Here is a 19,539-nt window from a genome sequence, read left to right as displayed (position 1 = left end):
CCTCAGGGGGAGAGGATGTCAGAGGGCCCGGTACATGACGTGCAGCCCCACCCGCCCGTGGAGCGGGTGGTCGAAGGCGTCCGGGACGGTGCCGAGGACGGTGAAACCGAGCGAGGTCCACAGCCGTACGGCGGGGTTGGTCTCGACGACGGCGTTGAACACCATGGCGCGGTAGCCCTCGGCCTTGGCCGAGGCGAGCACGTGTGCGGCGAGGGCACGGCCGATGCCGCGGCCGCCGTGGTCGGGGTCGACCATGAAACCCGCGTTGGCGATGCCGGCGGCGGGCCCGCCGTAGTTGGGCGTGACGTAGGCGGAGCCGACCACGGCGCCCGCCCCGTCCTCGGCGACGTACACCCGCTTGGGAGGTGCCGTCCACAGCCTGCGGGCGGCGTCCTCGGGGGTGTCCGGGGCCCAGGTGTACGTCTCCCCGGCGGCGACTATGCGGTGCCAGAACGGCCAGATGCGCGGCCAGTCCCCGGCGGTGGCTTCCCTGATCAGCATGGGCGCGAGTCTGGCACGCCCATGCCGCCGGGCCACGGACGGGTCTCGTGCCGGATCAGTCCACGCTCGGGAGGATGTGGGGCTCGGCGAGGTCGTCCTCGTAGCCCGCGAGACGGATCGGGGCGGACCTCGCCCACACGTCCAGGCTGCCGAGTTCCCCCTTCGGCCGGCGGCCGGGTCGGTCGGTGCGTTCCTCGGGGCGCTGATCGCGATGGGGCTTCTCCGGTGTCACCGCGCACTCCTTATGTGTCGGGTCACCCTCGGGGCGGGCCGGCCCGCGACCGTGCGTCCGGCGTCCGCCCGGGTGTGGGTCGGGATCGGTTCGGACGCGGTGGCGCCTGTCGTCGAAGGCGGGGCGAGGCCATGATGACCGGCCTGTCCCGGGACGGACCGTGGGTGTGGGTGGAACCCGGATCTGGCTGTCCGTCCGCTCCACATTACCCATATGAGCGACCCCCCGCTCGATGGGGCTGAAAACTTCGCGTTACCGTCGTGAGTCGCCCCCCGACCATTTCACCCCATCTCACACCGCTTCGACACCTTTTTCAGCAGGACGGAGTCACCCGTTCGGCGGAGCGCGCGAACGGGTTCACCCCTTGCCCGGCGTGCTCACCACCTGCCCGGCGCGTAGTCCTTCAGGAAGACGCCGTACAGGTCCTCGCCCTGCTCACCGCGGACGATCGGGTCGTAGACCCGGGCGGCGCCGTCCACCAGGTCGAGCGGGGCGTGGAAGCCGGCCTCGGCGAGCCGCACCTTGTCCGGATGCGGACGCTCGTCCGTGATCCAGCCCGTGTCGACGGCGGTCATCAGGATGCGGTCCTTGTCGTACATCTCCTGCGCACTGGTGCGGGTGAGCATGTTGAGCGCGGCCTTGGCCATGTTGGTGTGCGGATGTCCGGCGCCCTTGTAACCGCGGTCGAAGACGCCCTCCATGGCGGAGACGTTGACGACGTAGGTGCGGCGGGCCGGTGAGGCCGCCATCGCCGGGCGCAGCCGGCTGATCAGGATGAAGGGTGCCGTCGAGTTGGCCAGCTGGACCTCCAGCAGCTCGACCGGGGTGACCTCGTCCACGGTCTGGATCCAGCTGTTGGTGTCGTGCAGGTCGGGCACCAGGCCGCCGGCGTCGATCGCCGTCCCGGCGGCGATGCGCGCGAGCGACGCCGAGCCGGAGACGAGGGCGAGGTCGGTGACGTCCTGGGCGGTCAGCGCGCCGCCCCCGGCGACGGGCAGCGCGGCCACGGCGCCGGAGCCGAACGTGCCGATCACCTCCGCGGCGGGCAGCTCACCGGCCGGCAGCGGGGCGGACTCGGCGGCGACCAGCTCGCTGTAGGCCTGCGGGGAGCGGCGGACGGTCTGCGCCGCGTTGTTGATCAGGATGTCCAGCGGGCCCTCGGCGGCCACCGAGTCGGCTAGGGCGACGACCTGCGCCGGGTCGCGCAGGTCGATGCCGACGATCTTCAGCCGGTGGATCCAGTCGGCGCTGTCGGGCTGCGCCTTGAAGCGGCGGATCGCGTCGTTCGGGAAACGCGTGGTGACCGTGGTGCGGGCGCCGTCGCGCAGCAGCCGCAGGGCTATGTACATGCCGATCTTGGCGCGGCCGCCGGTGAGCAGCGCGCGCTTGCCGGTGAGGTCGGCGCGGGCGTCGCGGCGGGCCCGGTTCTCGGCGGCGCACTCCGGGCAGAGCTGGTGGTAGAAGTAGTCGACCTCGACGTACCGGGTCTTGCAGGTGTAGCAGGAGCGCGGGCGCTTGAGCACCCCCGCGAGCTGCCCGCTCTCGGTGCGGGAGGAGGGCAGGACGCCCTCGGTCTCGTCGTCGATGCGCTCGGCGGAGCCGGTGGCGGTGGCCTCGGTGACCGCCTTGTCGTGCGCGGTCTTGGCGGCCCGGCGCTCCTGGCGGCGGCGCTGCTTGACGGTGCGGTAGATGTGCGAGGTGGCGCGGCGCACCGCGACCGCGTCGGGGTGGTCGACGTCCAGCTCGTCGAGCTCCGCCAGCACGCCCAGGCAGACGGCGAGCCGCTCGGGGTCGATACCGGGCCCGTACGACACGTCGTCGTGCGCCGCCCCGTCACCGGAGCCGGGTGCCGCCCCGTCCGCGCCCGCGGCGGCAGCCGCCTGGTCCACGACCGGAACCGCCCGGCCGTCGTCTGTCACCGTCATCGCACTGCCGTTCCTGAGATCCACCCGCGGCGCTCCTGCCGCGCCCGCTGTTCGAACGGGGCATTCTACGGAGCACCGCGCCGGGCGGCCAAAACGCCAGGGACGGGGCCTTCAGGGACCGCAGGCGGCCAGGAGCTCCTCCACCTCCCGCTCGACCGCCTTGGCCAGCGAGTCCAGATCGGGGACGGCCTGCGCGTCGGCCACCAGCCCGTAGTGCACGCCGCCGCGGTACGTCGACACCGCGACGGCGAGGGACTGGCCGCGCGCGAGCGGGGCGAGGGGGTAGACCTCGGTGAGCGGGCAGCCGCCCAGCCTGAGGCCCAGGCTCGGCAGCGGCACGCTGGTGACCAGGATGTCGAACCAGAGCCGGGCCGCCTGGCTGACCAGCGGCCCGCCGAGCCGGTGCCCGAGGGCCGGCACGTGGTCGGCGAGCAGGGCCACCGCGCCCGCGCCCCGGTTGGGTCCCGCGTCCTTGTTGCGGTCCATGGCCGCGCGGACGGTGCGCAGCCGGCCCAGCGGGTCCGGGTCGTCGACGGGCAGCCGTATCAGGTAGCCGGAGAGCCGGTTGCCCTGCGGGTACGCGGTGCGCGGCCGGCGCTTGGAGACGGGGATCAGCGCGCGCGGCGCCACCCCCTCGCTGCCGTCGCCGCGCTCGTCGAGCCAGCGGCGCAGGGCGCCCGCGACGATGGCGATGAGCACGTCGTTGACGGTGCCGCCGACGGTCTTGCGCACGCGGTGCACGTCGTCGAGGTCGACCACCACTCCGGCGGTGCTCCGGGTGCCGGTCGGCTCGGAGGTGAGCGCGACGGTGGAGCGGGTGTTCAGGGTGGAGCGGGCGACGGAGGCGCCGATGTCGAGGGCGCGGCCGACGTCGGAGAGGGCGCCGCGCAGCAGCTCCGGCAGCCTGCGCACGTCGGGCAGGAGGCCGCGCGGGGGTTCGGCGCGGCGCGGCCGCGGCTCGGGCAGCTCCATCGGGTCCATGATCCCGGCGGCCAGCGTCAGCGCGCGCAGTCCGTCGGCCAGCGCGTGGTGGAACTTGAACAGCACCGCGAAGGAGACACCGTCCGCGCCCGGCAGGACATGGGCCTCCCACGGCGGCCGGCCGCGCCTGAGGGGACGTTCCATCAGGGGGCCCGCGACCGCGTGGAAGTCCGTGGCCGGCGCGTGCAGCCGGACGTGCTCGAAGGGGTCGAAGTCGTCCGCCGGCTCACGGGTCGCGCCGCCGACGGCCAGCGGCAGCCGCAGGTCCGGGAGCCAGACGTCGCGGATGCGCATGCGCAGTCCGGGCACCCCCGCGGCACGGGCGGCGAGCAGGTCCGCCGCGAGCGCCCCCGCGGTGGGCGAGGTCGCGGCGAAGACCCCGAGGGCGCCCAGGTGCATGGGGTGCTCGGTCGACTCGATGTTCCAGAACGCCAGGTCGAGTGGTGCGAGCAGGTCGGAAGTCAATGGCTTGCTCTCGCGTCGACGACGGGTGAGTGCAGCAGTCAATCGTCGAAGGGCGATTACGGTCAAGTACGATCAAGCTACTCTCAGTTAACAGCAGATTACGTCCCGCCCCTTCGAGAGGGACGGGACTTATGGGGCATCTGAGGCGAGGTCGCCGCAGGTGGCACCACCTGCGGCGACACACCCCACCCGGACGGCTGCGAGCCGACCGGGCAGTCACCGGGAGCGGCCTCAGGGAGCCGGGCACCCTGCCGGGGCCGGCTGCGAGGCGTCGCCGATCAGCGCCTCGTGCGCGGCCCTGACCCGCTCCACGTCCGGCTTGACCACCGCACGGTCGTAGGTGGTCAGCCCGTTCAGCTCGCCCTCGACGTCCGAGATCTGGGTGTAGACGGCACCGTTGCTGCCCCGGCAGACGAGCGCCCGCACCTCGTCCAGCTTGGTCAGGTAGTCCTCGGTGTACGTCTCGGGATCGACGTCCACGTACGACATCTGGACGGACCAGGCGTGCCCGGGCACCCCGAGCCCCAGGCCGCCGTACTCACCCGTGACCAGGGCGCGCTTGCCGTCGGGACTCGGCGGCAGCGCGGGCGAGGGGTAGCCGTGCTCGTCCATGAGGTCGCCGGCGCCGCCGTCGGCCCCGAGGTTGAGGCCCGACTGGTTGTTCACCAGACGGGTCGGGTCCCAGGCCTTGGCCTGCTGGGCGACGCGGCCGATGTCGTACTGGCCCCAGCCCTCGTTGAAGGTGACCCACATGACGACCGACGGGCTGCTGATGTGCTCGTCGATCATCTCCTTCATCTCCCGCTCGTACTGGGCGCGGGCCTCCGTGGAGGGGCTGCGGCCCGCGGTCATCGCGGGCATGTCCTGCCACACCAGCAGACCCAGCCGGTCGGCGTGGTAGAACCAGCGGTCGGGCTCGACCTTGATGTGCTTGCGCACGGAGTTGTAGCCGAGCTGCTTGTGCAGCTTCAGGTCGTGCTCCAGGGCCTCGTCGGTGGGCGCGGTGTGCAGCCCGTCCGGCCAGAAGCCCTGGTCGAGGGTGGCCATCAGGAAGACCGGCTCACCGTTGAGCATCGTGCGCGGGACGCCGTCCACCTGCTGCACGGAGATGTCCCGCAGACCGAAGTAGCTGCCGACGCGGTCGGAACCGACGGTCACCTTCAGGTCGTACAGGAAGGGGTCGTCCGGGGACCACAGCTTCGGGTTCCTGATCTTCAGCGTCAGGGCCTTGCCCGTGCGGCCGCTCACCGTGGCCACCTTGCGCTTGCCGTCGTACGCTGTCGCCGTCACCCGTACGCCGTCACGCACGCCCTGCGGCTCGACGGTCACCGTGCCGGCCGCGGCATCGGGGACCAGCTTGAGGTTGTCGACGTGGTCGGCGGCGACCGGCTCCATCCACACCGTCTGCCAGATGCCGGAGGACGGCGTGTACCAGATGCCGCTCGGGTCCAGGCGCTGCTTGCCGACCGGCGGGTTCTCGCCGTTCGCGGAGTCGGTCGGGTCGTACACGCCGACGATCAGTTCCTGGGTGCGGCCGGGCTTCAGCGCGTCGGTGACGTCGGCGCTGAACTTGTCGAAGCCGCCCTTGTGGTCGGCGACCTTCACACCGTTGACGTACACCTCGCTCTGCCAGTCGACGGCGCCGAAGTTCAGCCGCAGCCGCTGGTCCGCCTTGCCGACACGCCAGTCCTTGGGGACTTCGAAGGTGCGGCGGTACCACATGCGGTCCTCGTGCCGCTGGATGCCGGAGAGCTGGGACTCCACCGGGTACGGGACGAGGATGCGCTCCTTCAGGTTCTTGCCCACCGGCGGCTGCTCGCCCGCCTCGGCGGCGGCGAACTGCCAGCGGCCGTTGAGGTTCCGCCAGTCGCCGCGGGTCAGCTGCGGGCGCGGGTACTCGGGCAGCGCGTTGTCCGGCCCGACCTCGTCGGCCCAGCGGGTGCGCAGTTCGTACGTGGAGTGGTTGGCGCCCGTGGTCACGAACGCGTTGACAACGTTGCCGTCGGTGTCGGTGAGGCCGCCCTCGCCGTCGTAGCGGAGGTCGGCGCTGCCGCGTGCCGTGCCGGTCTTGTTGCCGACGACGGGCTCGTCGAGCGCGACGAGCAGGACGCTCGCGTCGGCCGGGTCCAGCGCCGCCCCGTCCAGGGGCCAGGTGGCGCCGCCGATCACCGCTTCGAGGTGGTCGGTGAGGCCGGCCGGGGGCGCGGCGAGGTCCTTGGCGAAGTCGAGCTTCAGGGTGCGGCCGGAGGCGAGGACCTCGGTGGCGACCGGACCGTTGTAGTCGAAGTCCGCGGGCAGGCGGAACGCGGACTGCGGGACGGGCGCCTTGGTGCCGCCGGGCGGCGTCCAGCGCAGGTGGAGGTTGGAGCCCCCGTAGTGCTCGAAGTACTCGACCTTGATGTCCACCGCCTGCCCGGCCGTCAGCTCGATCGGCTCGGCGGTCTGCTCCCGGTCCCAGTCGTCGACCCAGTGGTCGATGGCGAGCTTCCCGTCGATCCAGAGGCGGAAGCCGTTGTCGCCGATGACGGAGAAGGTGTGGGCACCGGACTTCTCCGGTACGAGGCTGCCGGTCCAGCGGACGCTGACGTCGTCCGACTGCCCGGTGGCGAAGTTCAGGCGCGGCTCGAGCGTGTCGAAGTCGAGCTGCGGGTCGAACACGGTGGCCTTGAGCTCGTGGAAGTCGAAGGCCCCCTTGGCGGAGTGGGTGTAGTACTCGCCCTTCAGGCCGTGGATCTCCGCGGGTTCCTCGTCCGCGGTCGCGGTGGGCGCGGCGGTCAGTCCCGCGACGCCGAGCGCCGCGGCGAGCAGCAGCGCGAGTCGGTCTCCGAGTCGTCTCTTGCGCACGGACCTCTCCTTCGTTCTTCGAGGAAGGTGGCGGCTCGTTGCCCCGGTCTTTACATCGTTGTAATGACCGCTGGCATGACAACACGGATTCCGCTTGGCGTCCAGGGACATGACAAGTGGGACGAGTGACGGAAGGGGAGCACGGGGCGCCCTCGGTACGGGAGCGTGCCGAGGACGCCCGGTGCCCCCTACGAGACGAGCACCGTCACCGGACCCGCTGCCCCTTGCCGAGGGCGATCACCCCGTTCTTGGACACCGTGTAGAGGTCCGCGTCCCGTTCGGGATTGACGCCGATCGTCGCGCCCGGCGGGACCTCGACGTTCTTGTCCAGCACGGCGTTGCGTACGACCGCGCCGCGGCCGATGTGCACGTTGTCGTGGAGGACCGAGCCCTGCACCACCGCCCCCGGGTCGACGACGACGCCCGGCGACAGCACGGACCGCGTCACCTGCCCCCGGATCAGGCACCCCGCGCTGATGATCGACTCGCTCGCCATGCCGCTCGCGTTGAAGCGGGCCGGGGAGTGCTGGCCCGAGTGCGTGTAGATGGGCCACTGGCGGTTGTACAGGTTGAAGGCGGGCCGCTCGGCGATGAGGTCCATGTGGGCGTCGTAGTACGTGTCCAGGGTGCCCACGTCACGCCAGTAGCCCTGGTCGGTCCTGGTCTCGCCGGGCACGTGACCCGCGCCGAAGTCGTACAGCTGCGCCTCGCCGCGCTCGGTGAGCTGGGGCAGGATCGAGCCACCCATGTCGTGCACGGAGTCCTCGTCCTCCGCGTCCCGGTGGAGGGCCTCGACGAGGGCCTTGGTGGTGAAGAGGTAGTTGCCCATCGAGGCGAACACGCACTCCGGGGCGTCCGGCAGGCCCGGCGGATCGGCGGGCTTCTCCAGGAAGCGTTCCACCGTCCGGCCGTCGGAGCCGGTCATGATCACACCGAACGACGACGACTCGGCGCGCGCCACCCGTATGCCCGCGACCGTGACGCCCGCGCCGCTCTCGACGTGCTGCCGCAGCATCTGCCGCGGGTCCATGCGGTAGACGTGGTCGGCGCCGAACACCGCGACGTAGTCGGGCCGTTCGTCGTGGATGAGGTTCAGGGACTGGTGGATCGCGTCCGCGCTGCCCTGGTACCAGTGCGGGCCGAGCCGCTGCTGGGCCGGGACCGGGGTGACGTAGTTGCCTAGCAGGCTCGACATCCGCCAGGTGGTGGTGATGTGCCGGTCCAGCGAGTGCGACTTGTACTGGGTCAGCACGCAGATGCGGAGGATGTCCGCGTTGACGAGGTTGGAGAGCACGAAGTCGATCAGGCGGTACGTGCCGCCGAAGGTCACCGCGGGTTTCGCCCGGTCGGTGGTCAGGGGCATCAGCCTCTTGCCCTCCCCGCCCGCGAGTACGATTCCCAGCACCGAAGGTCCACCGCGCATGCCGCCCGCCCCTCATCGCCCGGTTGTGCCGTGTACGCCAGGTGGCGCCGTGTGTCCGGCCGCTCCGCTCCTGCCGGTACCCCTGCTAGTACCCCTGTTTCACGACTTCCTCGTACAGCCGCACGGTACGTCGGGCCACCGTGTCCCAGCCGAACTCCCGTACCGCGCGCTCCCGTCCGGCCTCCCCCATGCGCCGGGACAGGCCGGGGTCGGTGAGCACCGTGTCGAGGGCGCGCGCGAGCCGCTCCTCGAAACCGTCACCGGGGGACGCGAGCAGTCCGGTCACCCCGTCCTCCACCACCTCCGGGATGCCGCCGACACGGGAGCCGACGACGGCCGTGCCGCACGCCATCGCCTCCAGGTTGACGATGCCCAGGGGTTCGTACACCGAGGGGCACACGAACACCGCGGCGTGCGTGAGGAGTTGGACGACCTCGGCGCGCGGCAGCATCTGCGGGATCCAGTGCACCCCCTCGCGTACGGCCCTCAGCTCCTGGAACAGCTCGCGGAACTCCCGGTCGATCTCCGGGGTGTCGGGCGCGCCCGCGCACAGCACCAGCTGCGCGGCGGGGTCGATGTCCCGGACGGCCCGCAGGAGTTGGGGCACGCCCTTCTGGCGGGTGATGCGGCCGACGAACAGGACGTAGGGCCGGGTCCGGTCGAGGCCGATGCGGTCCAGGGTGTCCGTGCCGTGGTCCGGGCGGTAGAGCGAGGTGTCGATGCCGTTGTGCACGACGTGGACCCGGGCCGGGTCCAGCGCCGGGTAGCAGGTGAGGATGTCCTCCCGCATGGCGGCGGAGACGGCGACCACCGCGTCGGCGGACTCGATCGCGGTGCGCTCGGCCCAGCTCGACAACTCGTAACCACCGCCGAGCTGTTCCGCCTTCCACGGGCGCAGCGGCTCCAGCGAGTGGGCGGTCATCACGTGCGGGACGCCGTACAGCAGCTTGGCGAGGTGGCCGCCGAGGTTGGCGTACCAGGTGTGCGAGTGGACGAGTTCGCGGTCCTCCAGGCGGGCCGCCATCGACAGGTCCACGGAGAAGGTGCGCAGCGCGTCGTTGGCTCCGTCGAGCGAGGACCAGGGCCGGTGGCGGACGACTCCGCCCGCGGCGCCCTCGCCCCAGCAGTGCACGTCCAGGTCGGTCAGCGACCTGAGCTCCCGGGCGAGGAACTCGACGTGGACTCCCGCACCGCCGTACACGTCCGGCGGGTACTCCCGGGTCAGCAGGCCGACACGCACCCGTGAACCCCCTGTCTCAGTGGTTGGTCCCCACATGGTGGCCCAGCCGTGGCGGTTGTGGAAGAGTGCGCCCGGCCGCGTCGGCGGGACCGCCCCGGGGTGCCGTGGCGTGCCGCCGACGGCCCTGGTCGGCCCGGCGTGGCGGGTTCGCGGCGCCGTCGCGCCGGTCGGCGTGGCGGGGGTGTCCGCGGCGTGTCCCGTCAGGTCCGGCGGGGCGGCCGGTCGAAGCAGCAGTCGCCGCACACGCCGCCGCCGGGCACCCGGTAGTAGAGGCAGCAGCTGCGGCGGCGCAGGGTGACGGGGTCGAGGGCGCCGGACAGGGCGGGGTGCGCCAGGAGTTCGGCCGCGAGGGCGCGGGCCCGGTCGCCCGCCTCCGTGCGGCCGTCCGCGACGGACCGGCGATCGAGCTGCCGCGCCGCGCCCAGCAGCGCGGACCCGGCGTTCCCCCGCAACAGGCCGTCCGGCAGCCGGAAACGGGCCCGCACCGCCTCCGCCAGCGGAGCCAGGTGCCCCTCCCGCACGAGCTCGCCGAGCGCGCCGACGGGGAGCATCCGCACCTCGGTCAGCCACAGGTCGTCGGGGGCGCCGGCCTCCGCGTCCCAGCGCAGCAGCCGCGGGTCGAGGTCCGGCACCCGTCCGTACACGACGGCCGCACCGAGCGCCACGGACCACAGCCGGGCCACGAACCCCTGGTGCGCCACGGAGGCGGCGACCCGCGTCTCGGGCGTACGGAGGGTCTCGGCCACCTTCCGCGCCCGGAGCAGGACCGGATCCTGCCCGTCACCCGCCCGGGCGCCCCGGTCGTCCCGGACCGCGTACGCCGCGGCGAGGGTGGGCGGGGAGCCGTGCGGCGGCTCTCCCGTACGCAGGACGAAGAAGCCGCCGAGCGCGCCGAGCGCGGAGAGGTCGGGGTCGGGGTGCACGGGAGCAGTACTACCAGGCGCTCCGGGGGCTCTCACCCGGGGGACTCCCCCTGGGGGTGCCCCTCTCGGGTATGACGGGGCGGCCGTCCTACTCCAACGGCAGTAGGACCCGATGCGTGCTCAGGGACGACGACACGACCGCCCTTCGCGAGGCATCGTCGTCACCATGGAATCCGACCCTTCGCCGCGCCGGGCCGGGCGCCCCCGCGCCCCGCAGAGGAGCGGCTCGTGAGCGCCCTCGCGTGGTCCGTGCTGCTGCAGTTCGTCTCCGCCGTCGCGTACGCGGGCGGGGCGATCGTGCAGGAGCAGGTCGCGGCGTCCTCCCCCGGCCGTGCGTACGCGCCGCTGCGCCGGCCGGGCTGGTGGGGAGCCGTGGCGCTGAACGGCACGGGCGCGGTGCTCCACGTGGCGGCGCTGGCCTACGGCCCGTTGAGCCTGGTGCAGCCGCTGGGCGCGCTGACCATCGTGTGCGCGCTGCCGATGGCCGCGCTGTTCCTGGGCCGCCGGGCCGGGGCGACCGCCTGGCGGGGCGCGGTCATGGCCACGGTGGGCCTCGCGGGTCTGCTCGCGCTGGTGGGCGCGGCCGACGCGCAGTCGCTGCACGGCGCCCAGCGCGTGGTGGTCGCGACCGCGACCGGCGGCGCGGTGGTGGCGCTGATGGTGGCGGCCCGCGCCGCGCACCGGCACCCGGCGGTCCGGAGCACGCTGCTCGCGGTGGCCGCCGGTGTCGCCTTCGGCATGTCGTCGGTGTTCACGAAGACGGTCGCGGTGGACTGGACCGGCGGTGTCGCGTCGGACGACCTGCCGAGCCTGGCGGTGATAGGCGTCCTCGCGACGGCCGGCATGCTGCTGTCCCAGGCCGCCTACCGGGGTGCCGGGCTGGCCGCCCCGCTGGCCACGCTCACCGTGGTGAACCCGGTGGTGGCGGCCGCGGTCGGCATCACGATGTTCGGCGAGACCTTCCGCCACGGCACCACCGGCACCGTCCTCGCCCTGGGCTGCGGTGTCGTCGCCGCGGGCGGTCTGATCCTGCTGACCACGGAGCGGCTGACGGCCCGGCGGCCGGAGCCCGCGCCCGGGACGGCGGCCGTCGACGGCGAGGGCGGTGCGGTGGAGGCGGACGGCACCGGGGCCGGGACCGGGCGCACCGGTACGCGGCCGACCGGTGCGGAGCCGTTCTCCGTTGACGACCTCCTCGCCGTGCTGCACGTAGAGGGCACCGATCCGGTCCACGCTCGGGAACGGGCACCGGCAGCGGTACCGGTGCCCGTTCCGACGGCGGCGCGGGAGGGCGCGTACGGGAACGCGGCTGGCGTGCCTGACGCGACGAACGCCGGCGTCAGAGTTTGACTCCGCCCTTGCGCAGATAGGCGACGGGGTCGATGTCGCTGCCGAAGCCGGGCCCCGTCCGCACCTCGAAGTGCAGGTGCGGGCCCGAACTGTTGCCCGTGGAGCCGGCGCGCCCGAGGCGCTGACCGGTGCCCACGCTCTGCCCGGACCGCACGGAGATCGCCGACAGGTGGGCGTACTGCGTGTACCGGCCGTCGGAGTGCCGGACCACCACCTGGTAGCCGAAGGACCCGCCCCAGCCCGCGGTCACCACCTTGCCGGACTTCACCGACCGTATGGAGGTGCCGGTGGGCACGGGGAAGTCGACGCCCGTGTGGTAGCCCTTCGACCAGGAGGGGCCGGAGGCGCGGTAGGGCGTGCCCGTGCGGCCCTTCACGGGGGAGACCATGGACTTGGACGCCGCGTTCTGCGCGGACGTCACGCCCTGCGCGGGCTTCTCGGCCTCCGGAGCGCTCTTGGTGGCGCTCTTCTTCGTCGACGCCTTGTCGTCGGTCTTTCCAGCGGCCTTGCCGCCGGCCTTGTCCTCGGCCTTGCCCCCGGACGCCGTGCCGCCCCGCGCGGGACGCAGGTCCAGCCGCTGCCCCGGCACGATGAGGTCGGGGTCGGCGCCGATCGTCTCGCGGTTGCCCGCGTAGAGCTTGCGCCAGCCCCCGGTGACCTCGCGGGTGTCGGCGATGCCGGACAGCGTGTCGCCCTGCACGACGGTGTACATCCGCGCGGTTCCGGCCCGCGACTGGGGCGTGGTCTGCGGGGTGACGTCCCGCAGCGTGTGCTTCGGCTCCGCCTGCGGGCGCGTCTGCGTCGAGGTGCCCGCGGCGGCCGGGGTGCCCGAGGGTTCGACGTCGGCGGCGGCCCCGCCCCGGGCGAGTCCCGCGCGGTCCGAGCAGACGGGCCAGGCGCCGGGCCCCTGCCCGTCGAGGACCTTCTCGGCGATGGATATCTGCTGGTCCTTGGTGGCCAGGTCGGCGCGGTGCGCGTAGGCGGTGCCGCCGAACTCCTCCCAGGTCGACTGGCTGAACTGCAGGCCGCCGAAATAGCCGTTGCCGGTGTTGATGTTCCAGTCGTTGCTGGACTCGCAGGCCGCGACCTTGTCCCAGGTGTCCACCTCGGCCGCGTCCGCGACCCCGGTGCCGACGAGGGGAAGCGCCATTCCGGCACCGCCCGCCGTGACCGTGAGCGAGGCGCGGTTGATCCTGTTCGGCTGGTACCGGCGGTGCCGACCGCGTACGGCCATGGAAATGCCCCCTCATGTAGCCAGGAGCCGCAAAGCTAAACGCAGAGAACAGGCCATGACAAGACAGCGATCCAGCCGCTCCAGCCCGCCGGACGGCCGGGAAGCGTCCCACGGCCGCGGAGGACGTCTGAGGCACGTACGCCCCTTCCTGCGTATTCATGTCCGGCGGGCGGGTCGCGCGGCGCGGCCGGCGTCCTGCCGCGTCGGCACGGGCCGAGGGGCAAGATGGCCGAAGAGGCGGCATGACCGGAGGGACGATACGGCCGAACCGGCGATACGGGCGGAGGAACCGCGGAGCCCCGGCGACAATGCTGACGAGAACGAACAGCAGCACAGATCACACCGAGAAGCAGGACATCCCGAGAATCATCCGGGAAACACCGGCAATACCCCCGATACCAGGGATATCAGAACCTCGGACTTCAGAGAACTTCGAACTTCGGAATCTCAGAACCTCAGAACCTCAGAAACTCAGAACCTGTTCGCAGCACTGATTCAGGATCCTCGCGATCCATAGGAGCCAACCGTATGAGCAGCACAGCCCAGATCGGCGTCACGGGTCTCGCGGTCATGGGAAGGAACCTCGCCCGCAATTTCGCGCGCAACGGCTACACGGTCGCCCTGCACAACCGCACCGCCTCGCGTACGCACGCGCTGGTGGAGGAGTTCGGGCACGAGGGCGAGTTCGTCGCGACGGAGACCGCCAAGGAGTTCGTGGCGGCGCTGGAACGACCCCGACGCCTGGTGATCATGGTGAAGGCCGGTGAGCCGACCGACGCGGTGATCGAGGAGTTCGCCCCGCTGCTGGAGTCCGGCGACATGATCATCGACGGCGGCAACGCGCACTTCGCCGACACCCGCCGCCGCGAGGCCGCGCTGCGCGAGCAGGGCATCCACTTCGTCGGCGCGGGCATCTCCGGTGGTGAGGAGGGCGCCCTCAACGGACCGAGCATCATGCCGGGCGGTTCGGCACAGTCCTACGGCTCCCTCGGCCCGATGCTGGAGAAGATCTCCGCGAAGGCCTCGGACGGCGCGCCGTGTGTGACGCACGTCGGCCCGGACGGCGCCGGCCACTTCGTGAAGATGGTGCACAACGGCATCGAGTACGCGGACATGCAGCTGATCGCCGAGGCGTACCAGCTGCTGCGCGACGTCGCGGGCTACTCCCCCGCGCAGATCGCGGAGATCTTCCGCACCTGGAACACCGGCCGCCTCGACTCCTACCTGATCGAGATCACGGCGGAGGTCCTGGCCCACGTGGACGCGGCGACCGGCGAGCCGTTCGTGGACGTGGTGCAGGACCGGGCGGAGCAGAAGGGCACCGGCCGCTGGACCGTGCAGATCGCGCTCGACCTGGGCGTTCCGGTGTCGGGCATCGCGGAGGCGGTGTTCGCGCGCTCCCTGTCGGGCCACGCGGCGCTGCGCGAGGCCTCGCGCTCCCTCGCGGGCCCGCGGGCCACGGCGCTCGGCGAGGCGGAGGCGAGCGCGTTCGCGGACCGGGTGGAGCAGGCGCTGTACGCGTCGAAGATCGTGTCGTACACGCAGGGCTTCCACGAGATCGCCGCGGGCAGCGAGGAGTACGGCTGGGACATCGACCTGGGCGCGGTCGCCTCCCTGTGGCGCGGCGGCTGCATCATCCGGGCGGCGTTCCTGGACCGCATCCGTGCCGCGTACGACGCCCGTCCGAACCTGCCGAGCCTGCTCTCCGACGAGACCTTCGCCCAGGAGATCGCGACGGCCCAGGACGACTGGCGCGAGGTACTGGTCGCGGCGACCCGCCAGGGCGTGCCGACGCCCGGTTTCGCGGCGGCGCTCTCGTACTACGACGCCCTGCGCGCCGAGCGGCTGCCCGCGGCCCTGGTCCAGGGCCAGCGCGACTACTTCGGGGCGCACACCTACCGGCGGGTCGACCGCGAGGGCTCGTTCCACACGCTGTGGGGCGGGGACCGGTCGGAGACCGGAGCCTGACGGCAGCCGGCGCCCGGCCGGGCGCCGGGCACGGAGGAAGCCGGTGGCCCGGGTGCGATCAGCTGTCGCACCCGGGCCACCGGCTCCGCCGTGTGCGCGGCGCCCCCTCGCGGCAGGGGCATGACACAGGCCCTCAGGTGGTCAGCGGCCCCGGTTCCGGGCCGGGCGAGGGCGGGACCGGGTCCGGGCTCGGCCCCGGCGGGACCGGATCGGGGTCCGGGGCCGGCGGTACGGGGTCCGGGCTCGGCCCGGGCGGGACCGGGTCGGGAGCGGGGCCCGGCGGGGTCGGCGCCGGCGGGGCCGGGTCCGGTCCCGGCGGTACGGGGCTGGGCGGGGCCGGGTCCGGGCCGGGGCCCGGAGGTCCCGGCGTGGGTCCGGGGGTCGGTCCCGGCGGCACGGGGTCGGGATACGGGTTCGTCATGGGTCCTCCCGCCATTCGGTACGTCGGCTCTGGACCTTTCCCCGGTTACCCGTGTGCCGCGCGCGCACTCACCCCCTGGCGGTACCGTCCGACGGCCGACTGGTCCCGCCCCCGCCTTCCGCTGCGTCGGCCGCGGCCGCGAACCCCGGGCGGGGGCTCGACAGCACCGGCACGGACGTCGTCACCAGGCGCTCGGCCGGCGCCATGGACGCCTGGGCGAGGACGACGACGTCGGTGTCCGTGACGGTGTCGACGGCGGTCGCGACCGCCCGCTCGTACCGGGCGGTGTCACCCGCCGTGAAGTGCTCCCAGGCGTCCGGGACCAGCACGGTGCGGACGGCCACGGCGGCACCGGCCCGGGCCGCCTCCTCCGCGATCAGCCCGGCGGTGGGCCGCAGCGTGCTCCTCAGCGCGGCGACCACGGTCACCCGCGCCCCCGTGGCCACCGCGGCGGCGGCCATCGGGCGGTCCACCCGCAGCACGGGAACGCCGGGACGGGCGGCCTCCGCGACGGCACCGAGCGTGGAACAGGTGCACAGCACGGCCCGCGCGCCCTCGGCGACGGCCCCCTCCAGCACCGCGCGCACCTCGCCCGCCACCGCCTCGGGTCCCTCGGCGCGCGCCCGGTCGAGCAGCCCTTCGGCCACGGAGTGCCGCAGGCGCAGACCGGGACGGACCTCGTCGCGCAGCGCGTCGAAGACGGGGACGTGCACGGGCGAGGTGTGCAGCAGCGCGAGCACGGGCCCCGCGCTCAGTCCGCCGCGACGGCCTGCGGGCTGCGCCGCTGCTCCGTACCGGGTACCGGCTCGGAGGGGTCCGCGCCCAGCGCCACGATGCGGTTGTCGGCGTCCACGTGCACGACCCGCGGCTCCAGGGTGCGCGCCTCGGCGTCGGACACCTGGGCGTAGCTGATGATGATCACCAGGTCGCCCGGGTGCACGAGGTGGGCGGCGGCCCCGTTGATCCCCACGACCCCCGAACCGCGCTCACCCTCGATGACGTACGTCTCCAGCCGGGCGCCGTTGGTGACGTCGACGATGTGCACGAGCTCGCCGGGCAGCAGGTCGGCCGCGTCGAGGAGATCGGCGTCGATGGTCACGGACCCGACGTAGTGCAGGTCGGCCTGGGTGACGGTGGCGCGGTGAATCTTGGACTTGAACAGAGTACGCAGCACTTTGGACTCCTGGAAGACGGCTCCCTGCCCGCTTTGTGCAGGTCAAGGGCGGTCTTTACTGTACACGGGCACACCTCTCGGTCGAAGACCTCGCAGAACGTCTCGTGCACCGTACCGAGCGGCCTTCCCGCCTGGGCCGGCCCTGGCCCTCTGCGCCGCTTCCGTTCGGGCGGCTGCCGTGCAACCCGAGCCACCGCGTCCCGACCGAGTGTGCGAGGGCTCGTGCGCCGGCCGTGCGACGGACCGCCGCGCGCGGCCACTGGATCCGGTGCGCTCCGGGGACCGGCTTGCGCGTTAGCGTGATCCTCTGCCGCTTGGAGTGTCCATGGGCAGGGTCGGCCCGCACATGGGTCTGCGACGGAGAGCGACGGGACTGCGATGAGTGCACTGACGAAGCCCGAGGTCGACGTCCCGGAGGGTGCTGCGCCTGCCGAACTGACCGTCCGGGACCTGGTCGTCGGGGACGGGGCCGAGGTGAAGCCGGGCATGGTGGTCAGGGTCCACTACGTCGGGGTGACCTTCGAGACCGGGAGGGAGTTCGACTCCTCCTGGGACCGTGACCAGCCGTTCAAGTTCGCTCTGGGCGGCGGCAGGGTCATCAAGGGCTGGGACCGGGGGTTGAGGGGAATGAGGGTCGGCGGTCGGCGCGAGATCGTCGTTCCCCCGCGTCTCGGCTACGGCAACCAGTCGCCCTCGACGTTGATCCCGGCGGGCTCGACCCTGGTCTTCGTGGTGGACCTGCTCGACTCGTACTCCAGCACAGGCGGCTGGAGCAACGCCCGCTGACCCAGACCGTTCCTGTTTCCGCGCCCTCACCCCAGGCGTTCCCGTCATGGATCCGCGCACCCACATCCTCCGCCCACTCCGGCGCCCACGCCTCGAGTCCTTCGATCTGCCGAGGGGTGAGTCCGTACGCGGTGCAGTCCTCGTCCTCGTACCAGTCCGCGCCGACGAGCTGAGGGGAAGGCGTCCTCCCGGACCTCGCGGATGCAGGGACTGATCAGGCGCCGCAGCAAGTCGTTCCCGAGCGGTGCTCGGCCGAGGTCCCTCACTCGCACCTGAGACAATGACGATCAGTCACAGCGGGGCGGCGCGATCGGTTGCGCACCGTTCTCGCCGCGGCTGGGGAGGACGGTGCTCGGCGACGGTGTGGCTGAGGGCGGTGATGCCGTCGGAAGACGGGCCGAGGATACGGAGTGCTGCTGTTCATGCGGTTTCGGAAGAGCGCTGTCATCGCGGTTGTGTGTGCCTTGGCCGCCGGTGTCTCGGGAGACCGTGCCGGCACCTCCGCGCCCGCGGGGGAACCTGTGGAGGACCTCCTGAACGGCAGGGACTGGGCTCACTTCGCCGGCGGGAAGCCCACGCACGCAGGGATACGGGTCACACCCCTCGACCGGCGAATCACACGCCAGGACGGTACCGGCGGACAGCCGAACCCACCGGTGAACCTGCGCGGCCCCCACATGGAGTTCCGAGGGGATGTCCGGATCGAAGCCGGCCTGCGGCGCACGGACGACACGGATGCCTACCTGCATCTGTACGGTGAGACGCCGGTCATCTACGACGAATGGCGCTACGAACGGCGCGGCGTGCGCATCGGCGTGGCCGGCGGGAGGCTCCGGATCGACCGCTGGGACGGGGACTCCGACAGACCTGCGATGACCCGGACCTTCGGGAGCGGCCTGGGGCTCGATGTCCGCCTCGCCGTCGAAGTCCGCGCGAACAGGCTCGTGCTGGAGGCCGACGGCAGGGTCGTGGGAACCGTTCCCGCGCGGGACGTCTTCGGCAGTGGCCGCATCTGGTTCGGCGCGGATGCGGGAGCCCGCGGGAAGGGCTGGACCCTCGGCGGTCTCCACGCGCGGTCCCTGGGACGGGGCCGGATGTCCGTCGTGGACGCGCCTGGCCTGCGAGTGCCCCGGTCCAGCTCCAGCGATGCGATGCGTGATCTGGCGGCGGTTCTCCCACGCCCGATCCGTATGGGAACCGCCCTGGCCGCGGGCCCCTTGCTGACGGACAGCGCCTACCGCCGGACGGCGGGTGAGGAGTTCTCCATGCTGACACCGGAGAACGACTTCAAGCCGCAGTTCGTCCAGCCTCGACGCGGCGTGTTCGCGTTCGCGGAAGGCGACACCCTGGTGGACTTCGCCGAGGCCAACAGGATGCAGGTGCACGCCCACACCCTCGTCTGGTTCGAAGCCCTGCCCGCATGGATGCGCGCCGAGATGACGCACGGGCAACGCAGGCGCGTCATGGTGGAGCACATACGCGCGGTGGCGGGCCACTTCCGGGGGAAGGTGGCGGAATGGGACGTGGTGAACGAGCCCATGTCCGACGAGGACGAGGACTACTCCAACGGCAACCGGGGCGTGCGGCCGCAGTTGTGGTCCGAAGCGATGGGTGAGCAGTACATCGACATCGCCTTCCATGCTGCCCGCGAGGCCGACCCGCACGCGGTGCTGTACCTCAACGAGTACGGGGTGGAGGAGGACGGTCCGCGCTGGGATGCCCTCTACGCGCTGCTGATCCGGTTGAAGGAGCGGGGCGTTCCGATCGACGGCGTCGGTTTCCAGGACCACGAGTACGCCGTCGGCGACCGTACCGACCCCGAGGTCTTCCGGCGCAAGGTCCGGGCCCTGGCCGGGCTCGGCCTGAAGGCCCGGGTCTCGGAGGCGGACGTCCTCGTCGACGAGGACGAAGAGGACGTCCAGGCCCGCCAGTTGGCGGGGAAACTCGCGGTCTGCGCCGAAGAACCCAACTGCACCTCGTTCTCGACCTGGGGATTCACCGACAAGTACGGCTCCACGGCTGACCTGCGACACTACCCCCCGAGTCCGGGAAACGCCCTTCCCTGGGACGCG

General features: G+C 72.4%; 15 protein-coding genes. 4 read left to right on the top strand and 11 right to left on the bottom strand.

The genetic code is table 11. The annotated features are described in order from the left end of the window. Window positions 1-18: 18 nt before the first annotated feature. From UW392_RS01605 to UW392_RS01570, 8 genes are all read right to left on the bottom strand, one after another. The gene (locus UW392_RS01605; protein ID WP_320773001.1) at window positions 19-501 is read right to left on the bottom strand and encodes a GNAT family N-acetyltransferase; all 483 of its coding nucleotides are present in this window, start codon (window positions 499-501) and stop codon (window positions 19-21) included. 55 nt (window positions 502-556) lie between these two features. Then, the gene (locus tag UW392_RS01600; RefSeq protein ID WP_320773000.1) at window positions 557-733 is read right to left on the bottom strand and encodes a hypothetical protein; all 177 of its coding nucleotides are present in this window, start codon (window positions 731-733) and stop codon (window positions 557-559) included. A 377-nt stretch (window positions 734-1,110) separates the two neighbouring features. Then, the gene (locus UW392_RS01595) at window positions 1,111-2,658 is read right to left on the bottom strand and encodes an SDR family NAD(P)-dependent oxidoreductase (protein ID WP_320772999.1); all 1,548 of its coding nucleotides are present in this window, start codon (window positions 2,656-2,658) and stop codon (window positions 1,111-1,113) included. A gap of 111 nt (window positions 2,659-2,769) precedes the next feature. After that, entirely contained in the window at window positions 2,770-4,104 is a 1,335-nt protein-coding gene (locus tag UW392_RS01590; protein ID WP_320772998.1) for a wax ester/triacylglycerol synthase family O-acyltransferase, read from the bottom strand. A 231-nt stretch (window positions 4,105-4,335) separates the two neighbouring features. Then, entirely contained in the window at window positions 4,336-6,948 is a 2,613-nt protein-coding gene (locus tag UW392_RS01585; RefSeq protein ID WP_320772997.1) for a PA14 domain-containing protein, read from the bottom strand. Between the two features lie 205 nt (window positions 6,949-7,153). After that, window positions 7,154-8,371, bottom strand: coding sequence for a glucose-1-phosphate adenylyltransferase (gene glgC, locus UW392_RS01580; RefSeq protein WP_320772996.1), 1,218 nt, complete (start codon window positions 8,369-8,371; stop codon window positions 7,154-7,156). A gap of 85 nt (window positions 8,372-8,456) precedes the next feature. Beyond that, on the bottom strand, window positions 8,457-9,611 hold the full coding sequence (glgA, locus tag UW392_RS01575; RefSeq protein WP_320772995.1) for a glycogen synthase: 1,155 nt from the start codon (window positions 9,609-9,611) through the stop codon (window positions 8,457-8,459). 200 nt (window positions 9,612-9,811) lie between these two features. Further along, window positions 9,812-10,534 carry a (2Fe-2S)-binding protein gene (locus UW392_RS01570; protein ID WP_320772994.1) on the bottom strand — a complete coding sequence of 241 codons (723 nt, stop codon included), beginning with the start codon at window positions 10,532-10,534 and terminating at the stop codon, window positions 9,812-9,814. A gap of 228 nt (window positions 10,535-10,762) precedes the next feature. On the opposite strand from UW392_RS01570, the gene UW392_RS01565 reads away from it, so the two are divergent. Further along, window positions 10,763-11,884 carry a DMT family transporter gene (locus UW392_RS01565; RefSeq protein WP_320772993.1) on the top strand — a complete coding sequence of 374 codons (1,122 nt, stop codon included), beginning with the start codon at window positions 10,763-10,765 and terminating at the stop codon, window positions 11,882-11,884. Here the strand turns inward: UW392_RS01565 and UW392_RS01560 are convergent. Beyond that, window positions 11,874-13,118: a transglycosylase family protein gene (locus UW392_RS01560; protein WP_320772992.1), complete on the bottom strand. Its 1,245-nt coding sequence runs from the start codon at window positions 13,116-13,118 to the stop codon at window positions 11,874-11,876. The two genes, UW392_RS01565 and UW392_RS01560, sit on opposite strands and share 11 nt — an antisense overlap. Window positions 13,119-13,646: 528 nt before the next feature. Here UW392_RS01560 and gndA point away from each other — a divergent pair. After that, window positions 13,647-15,086, top strand: a complete 1,440-nt coding sequence (gene gndA / locus UW392_RS01555; RefSeq protein ID WP_320772991.1) for an NADP-dependent phosphogluconate dehydrogenase — start codon at window positions 13,647-13,649, stop codon at window positions 15,084-15,086. 489 nt (window positions 15,087-15,575) lie between these two features. Here the strand turns inward: gndA and UW392_RS01550 are convergent, their stop codons facing one another. Next, window positions 15,576-16,247, bottom strand: coding sequence for an aspartate/glutamate racemase family protein (locus UW392_RS01550; protein WP_320772990.1), 672 nt, complete (start codon window positions 16,245-16,247; stop codon window positions 15,576-15,578). An 11-nt stretch (window positions 16,248-16,258) separates the two neighbouring features. Further along, complete coding sequence (panD, locus tag UW392_RS01545; RefSeq protein WP_320772989.1) at window positions 16,259-16,681, bottom strand: aspartate 1-decarboxylase; 423 nt, start codon at window positions 16,679-16,681, stop codon at window positions 16,259-16,261. Window positions 16,682-17,059: 378 nt separating this feature from the next. Here panD and UW392_RS01540 point away from each other — a divergent pair, with 378 nt between their 5' ends. Together UW392_RS01540 and UW392_RS01535 are read left to right on the top strand one after the other, a co-directional pair. Then, a complete protein-coding gene (locus UW392_RS01540) occupies window positions 17,060-17,467 on the top strand; it encodes an FKBP-type peptidyl-prolyl cis-trans isomerase (protein ID WP_320772988.1) in 408 nt (135 codons plus the stop codon). A gap of 410 nt (window positions 17,468-17,877) precedes the next feature. Beyond that, the coding region (locus UW392_RS01535; protein WP_320772987.1) for an endo-1,4-beta-xylanase at window positions 17,878-19,539 on the top strand (1,662 nt) is incomplete at its 3' end.

It is taken from the genome of Streptomyces sp. CRN 30 (assembly GCF_034105845.1).
This window is presented reverse-complemented; position numbering and strand designations above follow the sequence as displayed.